The organism is Rhodoferax sp. MLSD5-FHT05B10 (assembly GCF_058793415.1).
This window is the reverse complement of record NZ_JBXAFT010000003.1, coordinates 156913-177109: the sequence shown is the minus strand read 5'-3', so window position 1 is coordinate 177109 and position 20197 is coordinate 156913. Positions and strand designations below refer to the sequence as shown.

General features: G+C 61.6%; 20 protein-coding genes. 18 read left to right on the top strand and 2 right to left on the bottom strand.

Annotated features, from left to right (window positions below):
• The first annotated feature begins 39 nt into the window (after positions 1-39).
• From AC1Q5W_RS06005 to AC1Q5W_RS05990, 4 genes are all read left to right on the top strand, one after another.
• A complete protein-coding gene (locus tag AC1Q5W_RS06005; protein ID WP_492643230.1) occupies positions 40-1251 on the top strand; it encodes an MFS transporter in 1212 nt (403 codons plus the stop codon).
• A gap of 87 nt (positions 1252-1338) precedes the next feature.
• Positions 1339-1560, top strand: coding sequence for a hypothetical protein (locus tag AC1Q5W_RS06000; RefSeq protein WP_492643229.1), 222 nt, complete (start codon positions 1339-1341; stop codon positions 1558-1560).
• A 78-nt stretch (positions 1561-1638) separates the two neighbouring features.
• Entirely contained in the window at positions 1639-2316 is a 678-nt protein-coding gene (locus AC1Q5W_RS05995; protein ID WP_492643228.1) for a ProQ/FinO family protein, read from the top strand.
• A 26-nt stretch (positions 2317-2342) separates the two neighbouring features.
• Positions 2343-2975: an ABC transporter ATP-binding protein gene (locus tag AC1Q5W_RS05990; protein WP_492643227.1), complete on the top strand. Its 633-nt coding sequence runs from the start codon at positions 2343-2345 to the stop codon at positions 2973-2975.
• A 65-nt stretch (positions 2976-3040) separates the two neighbouring features.
• On the opposite strand, the gene AC1Q5W_RS05985 is transcribed toward AC1Q5W_RS05990, so the two are convergent.
• Positions 3041-3484 (bottom strand): SWIB/MDM2 domain-containing protein, encoded by a 444-nt coding sequence (locus tag AC1Q5W_RS05985; RefSeq protein WP_492643226.1) that lies wholly within the window; start codon positions 3482-3484, stop codon positions 3041-3043.
• Positions 3485-3661: 177 nt separating this feature from the next.
• Between AC1Q5W_RS05985 and rraA the strand changes: the two genes are divergently transcribed.
• Positions 3662-4183: a ribonuclease E activity regulator RraA gene (gene rraA / locus AC1Q5W_RS05980; protein ID WP_492643225.1), complete on the top strand. Its 522-nt coding sequence runs from the start codon at positions 3662-3664 to the stop codon at positions 4181-4183.
• Here the strand turns inward: rraA and AC1Q5W_RS05975 are convergent.
• Positions 4167-5135, bottom strand: coding sequence for a DMT family transporter (locus AC1Q5W_RS05975; RefSeq protein WP_492643224.1), 969 nt, complete (start codon positions 5133-5135; stop codon positions 4167-4169). The two genes, rraA and AC1Q5W_RS05975, sit on opposite strands and share 17 nt — an antisense overlap.
• Before the next feature lie 103 nt (positions 5136-5238).
• On the opposite strand from AC1Q5W_RS05975, the gene AC1Q5W_RS05970 reads away from it, so the two are divergent.
• From AC1Q5W_RS05970 to pheS, 13 genes are all read left to right on the top strand, one after another.
• Positions 5239-6606, top strand: a complete 1368-nt coding sequence (locus AC1Q5W_RS05970) for a glutamine synthetase family protein (protein ID WP_492643223.1) — start codon at positions 5239-5241, stop codon at positions 6604-6606.
• Between the two features lie 32 nt (positions 6607-6638).
• Positions 6639-8036, top strand: coding sequence for an aspartate aminotransferase family protein (locus tag AC1Q5W_RS05965; RefSeq protein WP_492643222.1), 1398 nt, complete (start codon positions 6639-6641; stop codon positions 8034-8036).
• Positions 8037-8165: 129 nt separating this feature from the next.
• Positions 8166-9326, top strand: a complete 1161-nt coding sequence (locus AC1Q5W_RS05960) for an extracellular solute-binding protein (RefSeq protein WP_492643221.1) — start codon at positions 8166-8168, stop codon at positions 9324-9326.
• Between the two features lie 89 nt (positions 9327-9415).
• Positions 9416-10516 carry an ABC transporter ATP-binding protein gene (locus AC1Q5W_RS05955; protein ID WP_492643220.1) on the top strand — a complete coding sequence of 367 codons (1101 nt, stop codon included), beginning with the start codon at positions 9416-9418 and terminating at the stop codon, positions 10514-10516.
• Positions 10517-10527: 11 nt separating this feature from the next.
• The gene (locus AC1Q5W_RS05950; RefSeq protein WP_492643219.1) at positions 10528-11451 is read left to right on the top strand and encodes an ABC transporter permease; all 924 of its coding nucleotides are present in this window, start codon (positions 10528-10530) and stop codon (positions 11449-11451) included.
• 10 nt (positions 11452-11461) lie between these two features.
• Positions 11462-12313, top strand: a complete 852-nt coding sequence (locus tag AC1Q5W_RS05945) for an ABC transporter permease (RefSeq protein ID WP_492643218.1) — start codon at positions 11462-11464, stop codon at positions 12311-12313.
• Positions 12314-12367: 54 nt separating this feature from the next.
• On the top strand, positions 12368-13837 hold the full coding sequence (locus tag AC1Q5W_RS05940) for an aldehyde dehydrogenase (protein WP_492643217.1): 1470 nt from the start codon (positions 12368-12370) through the stop codon (positions 13835-13837).
• Positions 13838-14184: 347 nt separating this feature from the next.
• On the top strand, positions 14185-15501 hold the full coding sequence (gene aceA / locus AC1Q5W_RS05935; protein ID WP_492643216.1) for an isocitrate lyase: 1317 nt from the start codon (positions 14185-14187) through the stop codon (positions 15499-15501).
• Between the two features lie 96 nt (positions 15502-15597).
• Positions 15598-17511: a threonine--tRNA ligase gene (thrS, locus tag AC1Q5W_RS05930; RefSeq protein ID WP_492643215.1), complete on the top strand. Its 1914-nt coding sequence runs from the start codon at positions 15598-15600 to the stop codon at positions 17509-17511.
• 87 nt (positions 17512-17598) lie between these two features.
• Positions 17599-18198: a translation initiation factor IF-3 gene (gene infC, locus AC1Q5W_RS05925; RefSeq protein ID WP_492646107.1), complete on the top strand. Its 600-nt coding sequence runs from the start codon at positions 17599-17601 to the stop codon at positions 18196-18198.
• A gap of 166 nt (positions 18199-18364) precedes the next feature.
• Positions 18365-18568 carry a 50S ribosomal protein L35 gene (rpmI, locus tag AC1Q5W_RS05920; protein ID WP_142814204.1) on the top strand — a complete coding sequence of 68 codons (204 nt, stop codon included), beginning with the start codon at positions 18365-18367 and terminating at the stop codon, positions 18566-18568.
• Between the two features lie 25 nt (positions 18569-18593).
• Positions 18594-18953 carry a 50S ribosomal protein L20 gene (rplT, locus tag AC1Q5W_RS05915; protein WP_296494992.1) on the top strand — a complete coding sequence of 120 codons (360 nt, stop codon included), beginning with the start codon at positions 18594-18596 and terminating at the stop codon, positions 18951-18953.
• Positions 18954-19104: 151 nt separating this feature from the next.
• Positions 19105-20157 (top strand): phenylalanine--tRNA ligase subunit alpha, encoded by a 1053-nt coding sequence (pheS, locus tag AC1Q5W_RS05910; RefSeq protein WP_492643214.1) that lies wholly within the window; start codon positions 19105-19107, stop codon positions 20155-20157.
• Positions 20158-20197 lie beyond the last annotated feature (40 nt).

Sequence of the window (20197 nt, the reverse complement as noted above, 5' to 3'; positions counted from 1 at the left end):
AGCGCAGCACCCGACAACAGCCTCCGCTACGATGGGCACATGACCGCTGTACTTGCCTCGCACTCCATCCCCGTCCCCCTCAAAACCGACGCCACCGTCATCGGGCTGGTCGGGCTGGCGCACGCCAGTTCGCATTTCGGCCACCTGCTGCTGCCACTGCTGTTTCCGGTGTTCATGCAGGAATTCGGTCTGAGCTATTCGCAACTGGGCCTGCTCATGACGGTGTTCTTTGTGGTTTCGGGCCTGGGCCAGGCCGGCGCCGGCTTCGTGGTGGACCGTCTGGGCGCACGCCCTTTGCTGTTCGTGGCGCAGGGGATTTTTGTCGCCGCCTGTGTGGCGGCGTCCCTGGTCACGGGGTACGCGGGCCTGCTGCTGGTGGCCGCGCTGGCCGGGCTGGGCAATGCCACGTTTCATCCGGTCGATTTCACGATTCTCAACCAGCGGGTGTCGGCTCCGCGCCTGGGTTATGCATTCAGTGCCCACGGCCTGACGGGCAACCTGGGTTGGGCCGCAGCGCCGGTGTTCTTTGCCGGCATGGGGGCGGCCGTGGGGTGGCGCCATGCCTATGTGGCAGCGGCGCTGTTGTACGCCGGCATACTGGCCGTGCTGGTGTTGCAGCGCGACAAGCTGAGCACCGAGGTGGCGCGCCATGACCCGCAGGTCCACAAGGAACACGACCTGGCCTTCATGAAGCTGCCGGTGGTGTGGTGGTGTTTCGGCTTCTTCCTACTGTCCACCATGACGCTGGCGGTGGTGCAGAGCTTCTCGGTCTCCATTCTCAAGGCCATGCACGGCATCAGTTTCGAGGCCGCCACACTCACGCTCACCGCCTACATGCTCAGCGGCGCGTTCGGCATGTTTGTGGGTGGTTTCATTGCCGTGCGCGTGGTCAACAGCGACCGAGTGGTGGCACTGGCCATGGCCGCGGGCGCCGTCTTGCTGGCGCTGTGCGGCACCGGGCTGCTGGGCGCCACGGCCACCATGGTGGTGCTGGCCATTACCGGCTTTGCCGTGGGCATTGGCGGGCCCTCGCGCGACATGATGATCAAGAAAGCCACGCCCAAGGGCGCCACGGGCCGTGTCTATGGCATGGTGTACTCGGGGCTCGACGTTGGTTTTGCCATCTCGCCCCTGGTGTTTGGCGTGTTCATGGACCGGGGCTGGTACGGTGCGACTTTGCTGGGAGCAGCACTGGTGCTGCTGCTCAGCGTGGTGGCTGCGCTGGGGGTGGGCGTGCGCACCGTGCGCTAACGCCAAACTGTGTTTCAATGCATTGGATGACACTTTCCCGGCCGCAGTTGGCGGTGGGGTTCTGGTGTCGCTGATAGGAATCAATCCATGAATGCAACCAAGTTGGTCGCCGTTGTTCTACTCGTCGCGGGGGGGCTTGGGCTGTTTTACGGCGGTTTCACGTATACCAAGGACACTACCGCCGTCAAAGTCGGTCCCCTGGAGCTATCCGTCAAGGAAAAGGAAACGGTCAACATTCCCGTGTGGGCCGGTATCGGCGCCATTGTGGTGGGTGGCATGCTGCTCGTCATGGGTGGAAAAAAGGGCTGAACACGGCTTTGAAATGTGCGGTGTCGGCATTCACTGGCATGATGGAGGGCTTGACCCAGATTTCCTCCCCCGAGAACCATGACCGACACCCTGACCGAATCCGCTGAGAGCCTCCAACCAGCCACCCCGGAAAAACAATCCAGGCGCGCTAAGAACCAACCGGCCCGGTCCAGTGTAATGCCGGTGCTGGAGCAGCTGGCGGCCTTCTATCCGCAGCTCTTTGGTGCCGTGTTTCTGCCGCTCAAGCGCGGCATTTTTCAGGACTTGCTGGCCGCCCATCCCGAGGCGTTTGAGCGCGAGGCCCTCAAGGCCGCACTGTCCATGCACACGCGCTCTACGCGCTACCTGTCGGCAGTCGCGGCTGGCCAGCAGCGCCATGACCTGCAGGGGCAGCCCGTGGAGGCCATGGCGCCCGAACACGTGCACCATGCCCTGCTGGAAGTGTTTCGCCGCCGCCAGGCGCGCACTGCAGACGATTTGCGGCCGAAGTTGCGCGAGCGCATCGTGCAGGTGTTGATGGCATCGGGCCTGTCGCCCCTGGCCTATGCCGAACTGGTGCGCGGCCGCGACGAGGTGGCCAACGCCGTGCTGGATGAAGCCCTGGCCGATGCCCAGGCCCTGGCCGCCAAGGATGAAGCGCTGCTGCGTGCCTTTGAGGCCAGCGCGCAGACGGTGGAGGTGTTTGCCGACATGTACGGCATGGACCCGCGCCTGGTTACCCGCATGCTGGAACGCGCCCGCGCGGTGGCCGCCTGACAGGTCACCCGTCGCAGCTGCTTGGCATGGTCAACGTACCCGTGGTGTTGCAGGCAGACGGTCTGTGCTTTGCGCATCCGCAGCGCGTGCTGTTTGCCCAGTGGTCTGCCCGCGTGGGCTCCGGCGTTACGCTGGTGCGTGGCGACGAGGGCAGCGGCAAGACCACGCTGCTGCGACTGCTGGCTGCCGATCTGCCCGCCCAGGCCGGCCAGTTGCAGATCCAGGACGTGCGGCTGGACGCACAGCCCCAGGCCTACCGGCAGCGGGTGTACCGTGCCGATCCGTGGTCCGATGCGCAGGACCAGACCACGGCGCTGGCGTACTTTGCCTCCCTGCATGCCCGTTACCCCCTGTGGGACCAACCTCTGCTGGAGGACCTGATCGATGCCCTGTCGCTGACGGCGCACCAGGCCAAGCCGATGTACATGCTGTCTACCGGGTCCAAGCGCAAAGTCTGGCTGGCGGCGGCTTTTGCCTCGGGTGCGGCGTTGACGCTGCTGGACGAACCCTTTGCGGCGCTGGACAAGGCTTCCATGGGTGTGGTGACGGAGTTGCTGCAGGAGGCGGCGGCCCATCCGTCGCGGGCCTGGGTGCTGGCCGATTACGCGGCGCCGGCCCGTGTTCCCCTGGCGGGGGAACTGGTGCTGGGCAACCCCTGATGCGGGTGCCGCAGGCATAAAAAAAGGCCGGCAGAGCCGGCCCTTCTTGGCAACAGGGGTGTTGCTTACTTCAGGTGCTTGCCGATCAGGCCAGCCATTTCGAACATGGACACCTGGGCCTTGTTGAAGACTTCCTTCAGCTTGGCATCGGCGTTGATCATGCGCTTGTTGACGGCGTCTTGCAGCTTGTTCTTCTTGATGTAAGCCCACAGCTTGCTGACCACTTCGGTGCGGGGCAGCGGGCTGTTGCCCACGATGGATGCCAGGGCAGCGCTGGGGGTCAGGGCCTTCATGAAGGCCGCGTTCGGGGTGCGCTTCTTGGCGGGGGCCTTTTTCGCAACGACCTTCTTGGCGGCTACTTTCTTGGCGGGGGCAGCCTTCTTGGCGGGAGCCGCTTTTTTAGCGGGGGCCTTTACAGCGACTTTCTTGGCGGGAGCCGCCTTCTTCGCGGGAGCTGCTTTCTTTGCAGGTGCAGCTTTTTTCGCGGGAGCTTTTTTTGCAGTTGCCATGATTGATTGTCCTTCTAGAAGTTGATTAATCACCAGCAAAAAACTGCTTCTTCACTGGTAACCCGGATGCTACTGGAGAAAAAGCACCTTATCCAACAGGAAAATGCTTTTTTCACTGGGGAATGTTGTTTTTTCCATTGGAGAATAGGCACATTCATCAAAAAGGAGTACCCAGGCATGGCCACCGAGTTTGCAAGCTGCGATTTGTGCGACGCACACAAGAACGATTCCACCGGCGATTTCCGAGTGTTGCCCCCGGTATTCCGGGACTTCGGGCAGGTCAGAAAATTCTCCGGTCCGGTGGTCACGGTCAAGTGTTTTGAAGACAACACGCTGGTCAAGGCCGCGGTGGACGCGTCCGGCTGGGCCGAAACGCCTCAGGGGCGCGTCGGCAAGGTGCTGGTGGTCGATGGTGGCGGCTCCCTGCGCCGCGCATTGCTGGGCGGTAACCTGGGCGCTGCTGCGGCCCGCAATGGCTGGGCCGGTGTGGTGATCGATGGCTGCGTGCGGGACACGGCGGAACTTGCCGCTCAGGCGGTGGGCATTCGTGCGCTGGCGGCCATGCCGCTGCCGACCGAAAAGCGCAACGAAGGTCAGGCTGATGTGGCGGTGCAGGTGCAGGGCGTCTGGGTGCGCCCCGGCGACTGGCTGTATGCCGACGAAGACGGCATCGTGGTGAGCGCTAAGCCGCTGGTGTAACCGTATCGCCGCCCGGCAGGGTGGCCAGCAGCACGCCCAGCAGCGCCATGGCAAACGCCAGCAGCTGCAGCCCGCTGAGGGTTTCGCCCAGCACCAGCACGCCGACCAATGCGGCCGAGATGGGCAGCATGACCGTGAACACCCCCGCGTGGGCTGCGGGCACGGTTCGCAGGCCGCTCATCCACAGCCACACTGTCCAGACGCTGGCGGCCAGGGCATAGAACACCAGCAGTGTCCAGGAAGACAGCGCGACCGCGCTGAAGTCGAAATGCAGGGCGGCGTACAGCCCCAGGGGCGTCATCAGCAGAAAACCCCACAGGTTGATGAGCGCGGTGATGCGCTTGGGTGACAAGGTGCCCGTGAGTTTCTTGCCGATGACGGCGTAGGCGGCCTCGCACAGCACGGCGGCGAACACCAGCAGATTGCCCAGCAAGGCCTTGTTGTGGGTTAAATCGGCCTCAGAGCCGCCTGGAACCTGCGGAGACAGCTCATTTTTTGATAGCGCAAGCAATCCGATCCCCAGGGCGCCGAACGCGACGGCGGCCCATACACGCAGGCCAATGCGCTCCTTGAGAAAGGCCCAGCTCATCACCGCCACCACCGCCGGAATGCTGGCCATGATGACGCCGGCCGACACGGCGCTGGTCATGCTGACGCCGAACAGCATGCAGATCGAAAACAGGAAGTTGCCCAGGAAAGATTCGAGGAACAGAAGCCTGCGGGTGGCGGGGGCCATGGGGGCCTCGTCAGCGGGGCGTTTGAGCCAGTGCGCAATCGCCAGGCCGCCAATGCCAAAGCGCAGCCAGCCCAACAGGAAGACGGGCAGGGCGGCAACCAGCGGTTTGGACAGCGCCACGTAGCTGCCTACCAGGGACATGCTCAGGGCCAGGAAAAAGTAGGCCACCCAGCGGCTGGGGGTGTGGCTGGAGGGGCGATCGGTGTGCAGTGTCATGAGCCCTACATCATGCCTGAGCACCATGGCTTGGCACGGCGCGGCCGTGGTGGCACCATGGCGGTGTTGGCGCGGAAGCACCGCGCGTTGCACGGGAGGCGATATGAACGAACCGAAAACCATGACCTTTAACGATCTGGAGCAATGGCTCAACGAGCGGCGGGTGACGGAAGTGGAGTGTCTGGTGCCCGACCTGACCGGTGTGGCACGCGGCAAGATTCTGCCCCGCACCAAGTTCACGGAAGACCGCGGCATGCGTCTGCCACAGGCCATTGTGGCCATGGGGGTGACGGGCGAGTTCCCGGAAAGCGGGCCGTACTTCGACGTCATCGACCCGGTGGACCGGGACATGCAGCTGCGTCCTGACCCATCGTCGGTGCGCATCGTGCCCTGGGCGGTGGACCCGACGGCGCAGGTGGTGCACGACTGTTTCAACCACGCCGGTGTCCTGGTGCCGTTTGCGCCGCGCAGCGTGTTGCGCCGGGTCTGCGATCTGTACGCGGCCGAAGGTCTGCAGCCCATCGTGGCACCGGAGCTGGAGTTCTACCTGACCGACCGCAACACCGACCCCGACATTCCCCTGCGTGCGCCGGTCGGGCGCAGCGGTCGGGCCGAGACCTCGCGTCAGGCCTACAGCATCGACGCGGTGAACGAGTTCGATCCCCTGTTCGAGGAGATCTACGACTACGCCGACAAGATGGAGCTGAATGTGGATACCCTCATCCACGAGGTGGGTGCAGGGCAGATGGAAATCAACTTCTTCCACAACCAGCCCCTGGGGCTGGCCGACGAGGTGTTCTTCTTCAAGCGCACGGTGCGGGAGGCGGCCTTGCGCCACGACATGTATGCCACGTTCATGGCCAAGCCGATCGCCGGCGAGCCCGGTAGTGCCATGCATGTGCACCAGAGCATTCTGAGCATGGACAGTGGAAAGAACATTTTCAGCAACCCCGATGGCAGCCCTTCGGACGCCTTCATGCATTACATCGGTGGCCTGCAGCGCTACATTCCGGCGGCCATGGCGCTGGTGGCGCCCTACGTCAACAGCTACCGCCGGCTGTCGCGCTACATGGCCGCGCCCATCAACATCGAGTGGGGCTACGACAACCGCACCTGTGGCATTCGCTCCCCCATTTCCACGCCGGAGGCCCGGCGGGTGGAGAACCGGGTGATCGGGGCCGATGCCAACCCCTACATCGCCATGGCCATGACGCTGGCGTGTGGCTACCTGGGGCTGAAGAACAAGATCAAGCCCAAGCCGGAAATGCGCGGCGACGCTTACCTGTCGCCGTACGCGCTGCCCCGCAGCATGGGGGAGTCGCTGGACTGGCTGAGCCGTGAGTCCGACCTGCATGACGTGCTGGGCAAGGAGTTCATCACCGTGTACTCGGAAATCAAGGAGCTGGAGTCGGAGGAGTTCATGAAGGTCATCTCGCCGTGGGAGCGCGAGCACCTGTTGCTGCACGTTTGAGCAGCGCCTATTCCATTCACCGGACCCTTTGTATGAACACCTCCGTCGATACCGCCCACATCCAGTCGCTGGACAGCGCCCACTTCCTGCACCCCTTTACCGATTTCAAGGACCTCAACACGCGCGGGGCCAAGGTGATTACCCGGGCGCAGGACATTTACGTCTGGGACTCCGAGGGCAACCGTTTTCTGGATGCCATGAGCGGCCTGTGGTGCGTCAACGTGGGCTACGGCCGCCAGGAACTGGCCGATGCCGCGCACCGGCAGATGATGACGCTGCCGTACTACAACAGCTTCTTCCAGACGACCAATGTGCCGGCCGCGACCCTGGCGGCCCGGCTGGCCTCGCTGGCGCCCCCGGTGGGGGAACGCAGCTTCCAGCATGTCTTCTACTCGTCCAGCGGGAGTGAGAGCAATGACTCCAATGTGCGCATGGTGCGCCGCTACTGGGACTTGCTGGGCCAGCCCCAGCGCAAGGTAATCATCGGGCGCATCAATGGCTATCACGGCAGCACCATGGCAGGGGCGTCCCTGGGGGGCATGGGCGGCATGCACGCGCAGGGGGACTTGCCCCTGCCCAATTTCACCCACATCGGGCAACCCTATTTCTATGAAAACGGATGGCCCGGCGAGACGCCAGACGACTTTGGCCGGCGTGCGGCGGGTTGGCTGGAGAGCCGGATTCTGGAGTTGGGTGCCGAAAAGGTGGCCGCCTTCATCGCCGAGCCGGTGCAGGGGGCGGGTGGGGTGATCATTCCGCCGTCGACCTACTGGCCGGAGATCCAGCGCATTGTCGACAAGTACGGCATCTTGCTCATTAGCGACGAGGTGATTTGCGCGTTTGGCCGCCTGGGCCACTGGTTTGCCTACGAGAAATTCGGCTACAAGCCCGATCTGATCACGTTTGCCAAGGCGGTGACCAGTGGTTACATCCCCCTGGGGGGCGTCATGGTGGGCAACCGCGTGGCCGAGGTGCTGATTGACCAGGGCGGGGAGTTCGCCCATGGCTACACCTACAGCGGCCACCCGGTCGCCTGTGCCGTGGCCCTGGCCAACCTGGACATCATGGAGCGGGAACAGCTGCCCCAGCGTGTGCGGGACGACGTCGGGCCATACCTGGCGCAGCGGTTTGCCGAACTCAACGCCCACCCCCTGGTAGGCGAGGCGCAGACCTGCGGCTTTGTGGGGGGACTGCTGCTGGTGCGCGACAAGCTGGCCCGGCAGGGCTTCGACCCCGCCCTGGCCGTTGGCATGCGCTGCCGTAGCCATTGCTTCAAGAACGGGCTGGTCATGCGGGCGGTGGGGGACCGCATGATCATTGCCCCGCCGCTGGTGATGACGCGGGACCAGATCGATGAAATGATGGGGCTCATCGTGCGCTGCCTGGACGATACCCTGGCCGAGCTGCGTGCGGCCGGCCAGTTTGAATAGAATACCCGGGGCAGTCGCTGGGGCACCGTTACGGGCCCGGATATTGCTTCGCACACGGGATGCGCGGACGCCAGGTCTGGCGAAGTGCTTCGTCGGTTTCTTACCTATGTTTCTGGAGTGTCAAACAACATGAAAAAACTCGCATTGGTTCTGGCCGTTTCGGCGGTCATGCTGGCTGCCTGCGGCAAAAAAGAGGAGCCTGTGGCAGCAGCGCCCGCGTCTACCCCTGTCGCCGCTGCGCCGGCTGCACCGGCGAATACCGAAGAGAAGGTGCTCAATATCTACAACTGGCCCGACTACATTCCCGAAGGCATGATCGCGGCCTTCGAGAAGGAATCCGGCATCAAGGTCAACTACGACACGTTCGAGACCAACGAGGCGCTGCAAGCGAAGCTGGTTGCCGGCAACACCGGCTATGACATCGTGGTTCCGGGCACGGTGTTTGCCAAGTCCCAGATCGAAGGCGGCTTGCTGCAGCCCCTGGACAAATCCAAGCTCAAGAACCTGGCCAACCTGGACCCCGCGCTGCTGGCCACCATGACCAAGGCCGACCCGGACAACAAGCACCTGGTGCCATGGGCCTGGAGCTTCACCACCGTGGGTATCAACAAGACCAAGGTCGAGAAGGCACTGGCCGGCATGCCCATGCCTGAAAATGCCTGGGACCTGGTGTTCAACCCCAAGTACACCGCCAAGCTGAAGTCCTGCGGCATTGCCTACCTGGATTCGCCCACCGAAATCCTGCCCGCAGCATTGCACTACATCGGCAAGGACGCCTATTCCAACAACGCCGATGACTACAAGGCGGCTGCGGCCATGCTGGCCAAGGTGCGCAAGGACGTGCGCATGTTCAGCGCCACCATGATCGATGACATCGCGGGTGGCAAGGCGTGCGCGGCCATCGGCTGGGCTGGCGACATCAACATCGCCGCGGGCCGCGCCAAGGAGAACGGTTCCAAGGAAGTGATCGAGGCTTTGTTGCCGAGCACCGGCGCGCTGATCTTCATCGACTCGATCGCGCTGACCAAGGACGCCAAGCATCCCAACAACGCGTATGCGTTCATCGATTTCTATCTGCGCGCCGAGAACGCCGCCCGGATGGCCAACGAAATGTCCTACAACACCGGCAACAAGGGTGCCGTGGACAAGGTCAAGCCTGAAATCGCCAGCAACAAGACCATCTTCGTCGATGCCGATTACATGGCCAAGATGGTGCCGCCCAGCAGCTTCAGCAATGAAGCCCGCGAAGCGTTGGCCAACGCCTACAACGCCTTCAAGAAGGGCAAGTAAGCCCAGGGTTTGAGTGCCACCAAGGGCTGTTTGTACTGCGTGTATAGACAGCCCTTTTTGCTGGCCCAGTCTTCAGCGGGAATCTTTTGATGACAGCACAAGCGGATAACGCGGGTTACCTGGTGACCGAAAAACTGGTCAAACGCTTTGACGAGGCGCTGGCGGTGGACGAGGTATCGCTCTCCATCCGGCAGGGCGAGATCTTTGCCCTGCTGGGCAGTTCGGGGTGCGGCAAGTCCACCTTGCTGCGCATGCTGGCGGGTTTTGAGGCGCCCACTGCGGGACGCATTTTGCTGGGCGGGCAGGACGTCGCCAGGTTTCCCCCCTACAAGCGTCCGATCAACATGATGTTCCAGAGCTACGCCCTGTTTCCGCATCTGGACATCTGGGAGAACGTGGCCTTTGGCCTGAAGCGCGAGGGCTTGCCCAAGGACGAGATCCGCCAGCGCGTCGGCGAGATGCTGGATCTGGTGCAACTGGGGGCCTATGCCAAACGCAAGCCGCATCAGTTGTCGGGCGGGCAGCAGCAGCGTGTAGCGCTGGCGCGCAGCCTGGCCAAGCGGCCCAAGCTGCTGTTGCTGGACGAACCCCTGGGCGCGCTGGACAAGAAACTGCGTGAGCAGACCCAGTTCGAGCTGGTCAACATCATCGAGAAAGTCGGTGTGACCTGCGTGATGGTGACGCACGACCAGGAAGAGGCCATGACCATGGCCAGCCGCATTGCCGTCATGAGCAAGGGCCGGGTGCTGCAGGTAGGCACGCCGGAAGAGGTGTACGAACACCCTGCCAACCGTTTTGTGGCGGACTTCATTGGCAACGTCAATATTTTTGAAGGCCGTCTGAGTGTGGACGAGCACGACCACTGCGCTGCCGTGACCGGCATTGGCGAGATCCACGTGGGGCACGGAGTCAGCGGCACACTGAACATGCCAGTGGGCATTGCCGTGCGCCCGGAGAAGATCCACATCAGCAAGGTGCGCCCGGCTGTGGCCGTGAACCTGTTTACCGGCAAGGTCAAGGAGATTGCGTATTTCGGTTCGTACAACACCTACATCGTGCTGGCTACCGATGGCACCCGGGTGAAGATCACCGAAGCCAACACCTCGCACCAGGAGCTCAGCGACATCACCTGGGAAGATGACGTGTATTTCTGGTGGGGCGACCGCTCCGCGATCGTGCTGCGCGACTGAGGCACTGCTCCATGGCCCAACTGTCCTTTCCCATGCCAGGGCGCCGTTTTGTCATTGCGGTGCCCTATGCCTGGCTGGTGCTGTTTTTTCTGCTGCCCTTCCTCATCCTGCTGTACATCAGCTTCGTGGATATGGCGGGCGACATTCACCCCTTCAAACCCATCTGGGACAGCACCACCGGCCTGCTCAAGCTGAAGTACGAGAACTACGGGTCCATTTTCCGTAGCGCCGAAGACGGTCTGCTGTTTCGCACCATCTACATCGAAGCCTACCTGCGTTCCATCTGGTACGCGCTGTGCACCGCCGTGCTCTGCCTGGTGATTGGATACCCCTTTGCCTACTTCATCGCCCGCTCGTCGCCCAGTGCGCGGCCGGCGCTGCTCATGATGGTCATGCTGCCGTTCTGGACGTCGTTCCTGCTGCGGGTCTACGCCTGGAAGGGCATCCTGGCTGACCAGGGTGTGGTCAATCAGATGCTGATGGCGGTCGGGCTGATCAGTGAGCCCGTTCAGATGCTCTACACCAACATTTCCATGCTGGTGGGCATGACCTATGTGTACCTGCCCTTCATGGTGCTGCCGCTGTACGCCAACCTGGTCAAGATGGATGTCCGTCTGCTGGAAGCGGCCTATGACCTGGGCACCACGCCGTTCAAGACCTTCTGGCTGGTGACGGTGCCCCTGTCCAAGGCCGGGATCGTCGCCGGTTTCATGCTGGTATTCATTCCGGCCGTGGGGGAGTTCGTGATTCCTTCGCTGCTGGGCGGGCCCGAGAACATCATGATTGGCCGGGTGGTCTGGGATGAGATGTTCACCAGCAACAACTGGCCCCGGGCCACCGCGCTGGCGGTGGTGATGATTGCGCTCATCATCGTGCCGTTGGCCATCTACTACCACTACACCGGTGACGGCCAGGACGCGTCCGGCAAGTCATGAGGCACTGGCAATGAACGTCTGGTTGGCAAAGCATTTTGGCAAGGGCTGGATGGCCCTGGTGTACCTGTTCCTGTACCTGCCGCTGATATTCATGGTGGTGTTTTCGTTCAACAGCACCCGCCAGGATGCCCGCTTCACCGGCTTTTCCCTGCGCTGGTACGAGGCGCTGACACGCGACACCAAGATCGTCGAGGGCTTCTGGCTGTCGGTTCAGGTGGCTTCGGTCACGGGGGTTTTGTCCGCCGTATTGGGCACCTTTGCCGCCTTCGTGCTGGTGCGCTACCGGCGTTTCCCGGGCCGCACCGTGTTCTCCGGCATGGTGAACGCGCCGCTGGTCATGCCGGAGGTGGTGATCGGACTGTCCTTGCTGCTGCTCATGGTGGGTGCGCAAAATTTGATGGGCTGGCCGGAACGCGGCAAGCTGACCATCATCATGGGCCATACCCTGCTGGGCATGGCCTACGGCATGGTGGTGGTGCAGTCGCGCCTGCTGGAGGTGAACCGTTCACTGGAAGAGGCCGCCATGGACCTGGGGGCCAGGCCGCACGAGGTGTTTTTCCTGGTAACCCTGCCCAACATTGCGCAGGGCATTCTGGCGGCCTTCCTGCTCTCGTTCACCTTGTCGTTTGACGACGTGGTGATCTCCGAATTCCTGTCCGGCCCCGGTGTCAGCACCCTGCCGCAGGTCATCTTCAGCTATGCCCGCCGCGGCATCAACCCCACCATTTACGCCGCAGCCACCCTGTTGATTTCCACGGTGACAGCGGCCATCATCAGCTACAGCGTATGGGTAGCCCGCCAGACCCGCCGGCGGGAACGCGAAATTGCCGCGGCGGCCCGCGCCGAAAACGCGCCACGCTGACCCTGGCCGAGCGGGGGTGCCGGGTGTTGGCAGCAGAAAAACCGGGAGATGGACATGAGCGATCTGCAGTTTGATGGGCGTGCCGTCATCGGCGGCCAGCGTGTGGGCGCAGTGAGTGGCGCCACATTTGCATGCCTCTCGCCGGTGGACGGCCGCGTGCTCACCGAGGTGGCCCGATGCAGTGGCGCGGACATTGACCGCGCCGTCGTGGCAGCCCGTGCCGCATTTGACGATCGCCGCTGGTGCGGCCAGGCGCCGGCGCAACGCAAGCGCGTCCTGATCCGCTTTGCCGAATTGCTGTTGGAGCACGGAGACGAGCTGGCGTTGATCGAGACGCTGGACATGGGCAAACCCGTGCAGTACGCCCGCAAGGTCGACGTCAACAGCGCGGCCAACTGCATCCGTTGGTATGGCGAAGCGGTGGACAAGGTGTATGGCGAAGTTGCGCCCACGGCCGACACGGCGCTGGCGCTCATCACGCGCGAGCCGATGGGGGTGGTGGGGGCCATCGTTCCATGGAACTACCCCATGATCATGGCAGCTTGGAAGATTGCACCGGCCTTGGCCGCAGGCAACTCCGTGGTGCTCAAGCCCAGCGAGAAATCACCACTCACAGCCCTGCGCATGGCTGATCTGGCCCTGGAGGCGGGCATTCCGGCGGGTGTATTCAATGTGGTGCCGGGCTTTGGTCCCGAGGCCGGGGCGCCCCTGGCGTTGCATATGGATGTGGACTGCATTGCCTTTACCGGCTCCACCCGCGTGGGCAAGCAGATCCATGTCATGGCGGGCCAGAGCAACCTCAAGCGTGCCTGGACGGAGCTGGGCGGCAAGTCGCCCAACATCGTGTTCGCGGATTGCCCCGACCTGGACCAAGCCGTCAAGGCGGCCGTTCACAGCATCTTTTTCAACCAGGGCCAGAGCTGCAACGCACCCTCGCGCCTCTATGTGCAAGCCGGCATCAAAGAGCGTTTTCTGGAAAAGGCCCTGGCGCTTGTGCCTGGTTATGCGCCAGCCAATCCCTTGCTTGCGGATACGGTCATGGGGGCCCTGGTGGACCCGGCGCAGATGGACACGGTCTTGCGTTACATCGAAAGTGGCAAGGCTCAGGGCGCCCGCCTGGTTGCCGGCGGCGAACAGGTGTTGCGCGAGACGGGAGGCTGTTACGTGCAGCCGACCATTTTTGATGGCGTGAACCGTGACATGGCAATTGCCCGGGAGGAAATCTTTGGCCCGGTGCTGTCCGTCCTGGCATTCACCGATACGGCGGAGGTGGTGCGTGAAGCCAATGCCAGCGTCTACGGCCTGCAGGCTGCGGTCTGGACCCGTGACCTGAACAAGGCCCATGGCGTGGCGCGGGCCTTGCGAGCCGGCACCGTGCACGTCAACCAGTACGACGAAGACGACATGACTGTGCCCTTTGGCGGTTTCCGGCAAAGCGGGGTAGGGCGCGACAAATCCCTGCACGCGTTCGACAAATACACCGAGACCAAGACGACCTGGATTCGCATTGACAGCCCGCTGTGAGCGTTGGCTGCCTGCACCGCACGACCAGCCTCACACCGGCGTACTGACACCCGCATTACCGGCGGGTGTCGTTCAGGGCCAAATGCATTTTTTTTATGATGCGTTTTTATATTTCACAATATAAAAATCAAGGCAACCGGCGTCGGTGAATTGCTTCCCATCAAGAAAATAATGATTTCACATGGCGAATACGGCTTCTTAAGTAGTTGATTTGCATGAAAAAATATTTATGTCTTATATAAGACATAAGATGCAATTTGTGTCTTATATAAGACTAGAATAACCCTGCCTGCCGCGTGACGCCGCAACCGTCCAGGCATCAACTTTTTTAACTACGGAGTGTTTTCATGACGACTCAAACCCGCGAACAACAAATCGCCGCCCTCGAAAAAGACTGGGCCACCAACCCCCGCTGGAAAGGTGTCAAGCGCGGCTATTCCGCAGCTGACGTCGTGCGTCTGCGCGGCAGCCTGCAGCCCGAGTACACGCTGGCCAAGCGCGGCGCTGAAAAGCTGTGGGAAAAAGTGAACGGCGGCGCCAAGAAGGGTTACGTCAACGCTTTCGGCGCGATCTCTGCTGGCCAAGCCATGCAGCAAGCCAAGGCAGGCCTAGAGGCTGTGTACCTGTCGGGCTGGCAGGTCGCCGCTGACGGCAATACGTCGGAAACCATGTACCCCGACCAGTCGCTGTACGCCTACGACTCCGTGCCCACCATGGTGCGCCGCATCAACAACACGTTCAAGCGCGCGGACGAAATCCAGTGGGGCCGTGGCATCAACCCCGGTGACAAGGAATTCATCGACTTCTTCCTGCCTATCGTGGCTGACGCAGAAGCCGGTTTCGGTGGCGTGTTGAACGCATTCGAACTGATGAAGAACATGATCGCCAACGGCGCTGCCGGCGTTCACTTCGAAGACCAGCTGGCTGCCGTGAAGAAGTGCGGCCACATGGGCGGCAAGGTTCTGGTTCCCACCCGCGAAGCGATCGAGAAGCTGATCTCCGCACGTTTCGCTGCTGACACCATGGGCGTGCCCACCATCATTCTGGCCCGTACCGACGCAGAAGCTGCAAACCTGATCACCAGCGACTACGACGCCAACGACAAGCCCTTCATCACCGGCGAGCGCACGCAAGAAGGTTTCTACCGCGTCAAGAACGGTCTGGAGCAATCCATCAGCCGTGGCGTGGCTTACGCTCCTTACGCCGACCTGGTGTGGTGCGAAACTGGTGTGCCAGACATCGGCTTTGCCCGTGAGTTCGCCCAGGCCGTGCACGCTGCTTGCCCCGGCAAGCTGTTGTCGTACAACTGCTCGCCTTCCTTCAACTGGAAGAAGAACCTCAGCGAGAAGCAGATCGCTTCCTTCCAGGAAGACCTGTCGGCACTGGGTTACAAGTACCAGTTCATCACGCTGGCCGGTATCCACATCAACTGGTTCAACACGTTCCAGTTCGCTCACGCTTACGCCCAGGGCGAAGGCATGAAGCACTACACCGAAATGGTGCAAGAACCCGAATTCGCTGCCCGCGACAAGGGTTACACCTTCGTGTCGCACCAGCAGGAAGTGGGCGTTGGCTACTTCGACGACGTCACCACCGTGATCCAGGGCGGCACTTCTTCCGTGAAGGCCCTGACCGGTTCTACCGAAGAAGAGCAGTTCCACTAAGCTGCTTGCGAGGCCGACAGGGCGTAAAATTACGCTCTTTCGGCGTCCCGTTTCAAAGCGCGGCTTGTCCGCGCTTTTTTATTTTCCGTGCAAACCATGATCCAGATTACGCTTCCCGACGGTTCCCAACGCGAATTTCCTGGCCCGGTCACCGTGGCCGAAGTGGCAGCCTCCATCGGCGCCGGCCTGGCCAAGGCGGCCCTGGCGGGCAAGGTGGATGGCAAAGTCGTGGATACCAGTTTCCAGATGACGGCCAATTGCGCGCTGTCCATCATCACGGCCAAGGATGCCGACGGCCTGGAAGTCATCCGCCACTCCACAGCCCACTTGCTGGCCTATGCCGTCAAGGAGCTGTTCCCGGACGCGCAGGTCACCATCGGCCCGGTGATCGAGCATGGTTTCTTCTACGACTTCTCCTACAAGCGCCCCTTCACGCCCGACGACCTGGTGGCCATCGAGAAGAAGATGGTGGCCCTGGCCGCGCTGGACGAGCCGGTGACGCGTCGTGTGCTGCCGCGTGATGAGGCGGTGGCGTATTTCAAGAGCCTGGGCGAACACTACAAGGCCGAAATCATCGAGAGCATTCCGGCTGACCAGGATGTGTCGCTGTACCGCGAAGGCAAGTTCGAGGACCTGTGCCGCGGCCCGCACGTGCCCAGCACCGGCAAGCTCAAGCACTTCAAGCTGATGAAGCTGGCGGGAGCCTACTGGCGTGGCGACCACAAGAACGAGATGCTGCAGCGTGTCTACGGTACCGCCTGGGCCACCAAGGACGAGTTGCAGCAGCACCTGACCATGCTGGAAGAGGCTGAAAAGCGCGACCACCGCAAGCTCGGTCGCGAGCTGGACCTGTTCCATATTGACGACCATGCCCCAGGCCTGGTGTTCTGGCACCCCAAGGGCTGGACCCTGTGGCAGGGTGTGGAGCAGTACATGCGCAAGGTGTACCAGGACAACGGCTACCGGGAAGTCAAAGGCCCCCAGATCATCGACAAGGGCCTGTGGGAGAAGACGGGCCACTGGGACAAGTACCGCGAAAACATGTTTGTCACGGAGTCGGAGAAGCGTGAATATGCCCTGAAGCCGATGAACTGCCCGGGCCACATCCTCATCTTCAAGCAAGGCATCAAGAGCTACCGCGATCTGCCCCTGCGCTACGGCGAGTTTGGCCAGTGCCACCGCAACGAGCCCTCGGGCGGTTTGCACGGCATCATGCGCGTGCGCGGCTTCACGCAGGACGATGGCCACATCTTCTGTACCGAAGACCAGATCCTGAAGGAGTGCGTCGACTACACCGCCTTGCTGCAGAAGGTCTATACCGACTTCGGCTTCAAGAACATCATTTACAAGGTGGCGACCCGTCCCGAGCAGCGCATCGGTTCCGACGCCATCTGGGACAAGGCCGAGGCCGCCTTGATCGAGAGCCTGAAGGCTTCGGGGTGCGAATTTGAAATTTCCCCGGGAGAGGGCGCTTTCTATGGCCCCAAGATCGAATACACGCTGAAGGACGCCATCGGGCGCCACTGGCAGTGCGGCACCATCCAGGTGGATTTCTCCATGCCCGAGCGCCTGGATGCCGAATACGTGGGTGAAGATGGCGCCCGCCATCGCCCGGTCATGTTGCACCGGGCCATCGTCGGCAGTCTGGAACGCTTCATCGGCATTCTGATCGAGGAAAGCGCTGGCGCGCTGCCTGCCTGGCTGGCGCCAGTGCAGGTTGTGGTGCTCAATATCACCGACGCACAGGCCGAATATGCCCGTTCCGTGGCCAAAACGCTGCAGAATCAAGGGCTTAGGGTCGAGTTAGACCTGCGCAACGAGAAAATTACGTATAAAATACGGGAGCATTCGATGCAGAAGCTGCCGTATCTGGTTGTCGTGGGCGACAAGGAGATGGCGGCAGGCGCCGTTGCGGTGCGTGCCCGGGGTGGTCAAGACCTCGGCGTGATGTCCCTTGATGCACTCGTGCAGAAGATCACAGGTGACATTGCCCACAAGTCCATTGTCTGAGGTTTGTGTCCAAAGATGCTGGTTTGTCGCGTGTATCCTGCGGCTGTAGCTACTGTTTTTGTAGCAAATATTGTGAAGGATTGAGCCATCGCTACTGAATTTCGTGACCGTCGTCACCGCGAAGAACGCAAACACCGCCTGAACCGGGAAATCATGGCCCCGGAAGTTCGCCTTTCCGGGCAGGACAACGAGCCTTTGGGCGTCGTGAGCCTGATGGAAGCTCTGCGCATGGCCGGTGAGTTGGATGTGGACCTGGTTGAAATCGCCGCAACCGCCAACCCGCCCGTGTGCCGGTTGATGGACTATGGCAAGTTCAAATACCAGGAACAGAAAAAGGCGGCTGAAGCGAAAGCCAAGCAGACGGTTATCGAAATCAAGGAAATCAAATTCCGCCCCGGTACCGATGACGGTGACTACAACATCAAGATGCGCAATATCAAGCGCTTCCTGGCCGATGGCGACAAGTGCAAAATCACTTTGCGTTTTCGGGGGCGTGAAATCACGCACCAGGAGCTGGGCATGGCGCTCTTGAACCGGATTCGCAATGAGTTGGGCGATTTGATCTTGGTTGAGCAGTTTCCCAAGCTCGAAGGGCGCCAGATGATCATGATGATCGCGCCGGGCAAGAAAAAGGCAGCGGGCAAGCCTGTCGCCGATGCCGTGGCTCCGGCCGCTGCAGCGTCGTAAAGAATTGGGGTGTTGGTCGGTTTTTCCGGCCAGCCGCAGGATCGGAGGGCGAAAGCCTTCTGACTAGGCAATGCCGAAAGGTGTTGCCTGAGAAGTGACTCGGGGCCAACAAGGCTGGAAACCGTTTCCAGACGCCTCACGAGCACAAAGTAAAAGGAGCATTCAAATGCCCAAAATGAAGACCAAGAGCGCGGCGAAGAAACGCTTCCGCGTCCGTCCAGGTGGCACCGTCAAGCGCGGCCAAGCCTTCAAACGTCACATTCTGACCAAGAAGACCACCAAAAATAAACGCCATTTGCGCGGCTCCACTGCAGTTCATGAGACCAACATGGGTCACATGGCGCAGATGTTGCCAGGCCGTGGTATTTAATTAACGACGAACAAGGAGTAATCACATGCCTCGCGTCAAACGTGGTGTAACGGCTCGCGCCCGCCATAAAAAAGTCTTAGCCCTTGCAAAAGGTTTCCGCGGTCGCCGCGGTAATGTCTTCCGGATCGCCAAAGAAGCGGTCATGAAGGCTGGGCAATATGCCTACCGTGACCGTCGTACCAAGAAGCGTGTCTTCCGTCAGTTGTGGATTGCCCGTATCAATGCGGCTGCGCGTCAGTGCGGCATGACATACAGCCAATTCGCCAACGGTCTGAAGAAAGCGAACATTGAGATCGACCGCAAGGTTCTGTCCGATATCGCCATTCACGACATGGCTGCTTTTGCTGGCATCGTGGAGCAAGTCAAGGCCAAACTGGCTGCTTGATTTTCGCTATGGTCCGCTATCTCCGTGATAGCTGCCAGTGCAAATAGAACAAGGGCTGGAGCTTGAAAGAGCACTGGCCCTTTTTCATTGAAACGCGGTTCCACAGCAGACGGACTGCCATGCCGGTCATGTCGCAACACCAAGAGAATGTATGAACGAGTTGAACGCCATCGTTGACACCGCCAAGACGGCCTTTTCCGAAGCGCTGACCCCCGCTGACCTGGAAAACGCCAAGGCACTGTTTTTGGGCAAGTCGGGCCGCATCACCGAGCTGATGAAGGGCATGGCGGCCCTGTCCGTGGACGAGAAAAAATCCCGCGGTGCGGCGATCAACCTGGCCAAACAGGCCATCGAGGCGGCCCTGACCGCGCGCCGCCAGGCCCTGGCCGATGCCGAACTGCAGGCCCAGCTCCAGGCCGAGGCGCTCGATGTGACGCTGCCAGGTCGCCAGCGCGGGCAGGGTGGTTTGCACCCTGTTTCCCTGACGCAGGAACGCATTGAGGCCATTTTCGGCTCCATGGGTTTTGAAGTGGCGCAAGGTCCGGAGATCGAGGCCGACTGGTTCAACTTCACCGCGCTCAATACGCCGGAAGACCACCCCGCGCGTTCCATGCACGACACCTTTTATGTGGAGGGCGGTTCCGAGACCGCCCCCAACTTGCTGCGCACCCACACCAGCCCGGTGCAGGTGCGCCACGCGCTGCAGCATGTGGAGCAGCATCGCGCCCTGATCGAGGCCGGGCAGCCCATGCCCGAGATTCGCGTGATCTGCCCTGGCCGCACCTACCGGGTGGACAGCGACGCGACCCATTCGCCCATGTTCCACCAGTGCGAAGGCCTGTGGATTGGTGAGAACGTGAGCTTCAAGGACCTCAAATTCGTCTTTACCGACCTGTGTCGCACGTTCTTCGAGCGCGACGATCTGGTGCTGCGTTTCCGTCCCAGCTTCTTCCCCTTTACCGAGCCCAGCGCCGAGATCGACATCCAGTTCCAGAGCGGCCCCCTGGCCGGGCGCTGGCTGGAGGTGGCGGGCTCTGGTCAGGTGCACCCGAACGTGGTGCGCAACATGGGGCTGGACCCGGAGAAGTACATTGGCTTTGCCTTCGGCATGGGGCTGGACCGTTTCACCATGCTGCGCTACGGGGTGAACGATCTGCGCCTGTTCTTCGATGGCGATATCCGCTTCCTGGCGCAGTTCCAATAACCGATGAATAACTTTGTGGGGCAGGGCACTGTGCTACTGC

Bases quoted from the DNA above. Each gene is read 5' to 3' on its own strand.
- pheS (WP_492643214.1), top strand. From the start codon at position 19,105: ATGAACGAGTTGAACGCCATCGTTGACACCGCCAAGACGGCCTTTTCC.
- AC1Q5W_RS05970 (WP_492643223.1), top strand. From the start codon at position 5,239: ATGAACGAACCGAAAACCATGACCTTTAACGATCTGGAGCAATGGCTC.
- AC1Q5W_RS05990 (WP_492643227.1), top strand. From the start codon at position 2,343: ATGGTCAACGTACCCGTGGTGTTGCAGGCAGACGGTCTGTGCTTTGCG.
- AC1Q5W_RS05995 (WP_492643228.1), top strand. From the start codon at position 1,639: ATGACCGACACCCTGACCGAATCCGCTGAGAGCCTCCAACCAGCCACC.
- AC1Q5W_RS05960 (WP_492643221.1), top strand. From the start codon at position 8,166: ATGAAAAAACTCGCATTGGTTCTGGCCGTTTCGGCGGTCATGCTGGCT.
- AC1Q5W_RS05985 (WP_492643226.1), bottom strand. From the start codon at position 3,484: ATGGCAACTGCAAAAAAAGCTCCCGCGAAAAAAGCTGCACCTGCAAAG.
- AC1Q5W_RS05975 (WP_492643224.1), bottom strand. From the start codon at position 5,135: ATGACACTGCACACCGATCGCCCCTCCAGCCACACCCCCAGCCGCTGG.
- aceA (WP_492643216.1), top strand. From the start codon at position 14,185: ATGACGACTCAAACCCGCGAACAACAAATCGCCGCCCTCGAAAAAGAC.
- rpmI (WP_142814204.1), top strand. From the start codon at position 18,365: ATGCCCAAAATGAAGACCAAGAGCGCGGCGAAGAAACGCTTCCGCGTC.
- AC1Q5W_RS06000 (WP_492643229.1), top strand. From the start codon at position 1,339: ATGAATGCAACCAAGTTGGTCGCCGTTGTTCTACTCGTCGCGGGGGGG.
- rraA (WP_492643225.1), top strand. From the start codon at position 3,662: ATGGCCACCGAGTTTGCAAGCTGCGATTTGTGCGACGCACACAAGAAC.
- AC1Q5W_RS05955 (WP_492643220.1), top strand. From the start codon at position 9,416: ATGACAGCACAAGCGGATAACGCGGGTTACCTGGTGACCGAAAAACTG.
- AC1Q5W_RS06005 (WP_492643230.1), top strand. From the start codon at position 40: ATGACCGCTGTACTTGCCTCGCACTCCATCCCCGTCCCCCTCAAAACC.
- thrS (WP_492643215.1), top strand. From the start codon at position 15,598: ATGATCCAGATTACGCTTCCCGACGGTTCCCAACGCGAATTTCCTGGC.
- AC1Q5W_RS05940 (WP_492643217.1), top strand. From the start codon at position 12,368: ATGAGCGATCTGCAGTTTGATGGGCGTGCCGTCATCGGCGGCCAGCGT.
- AC1Q5W_RS05950 (WP_492643219.1), top strand. From the start codon at position 10,528: ATGGCCCAACTGTCCTTTCCCATGCCAGGGCGCCGTTTTGTCATTGCG.
- rplT (WP_296494992.1), top strand. From the start codon at position 18,594: ATGCCTCGCGTCAAACGTGGTGTAACGGCTCGCGCCCGCCATAAAAAA.
- AC1Q5W_RS05945 (WP_492643218.1), top strand. From the start codon at position 11,462: ATGAACGTCTGGTTGGCAAAGCATTTTGGCAAGGGCTGGATGGCCCTG.
- AC1Q5W_RS05965 (WP_492643222.1), top strand. From the start codon at position 6,639: ATGAACACCTCCGTCGATACCGCCCACATCCAGTCGCTGGACAGCGCC.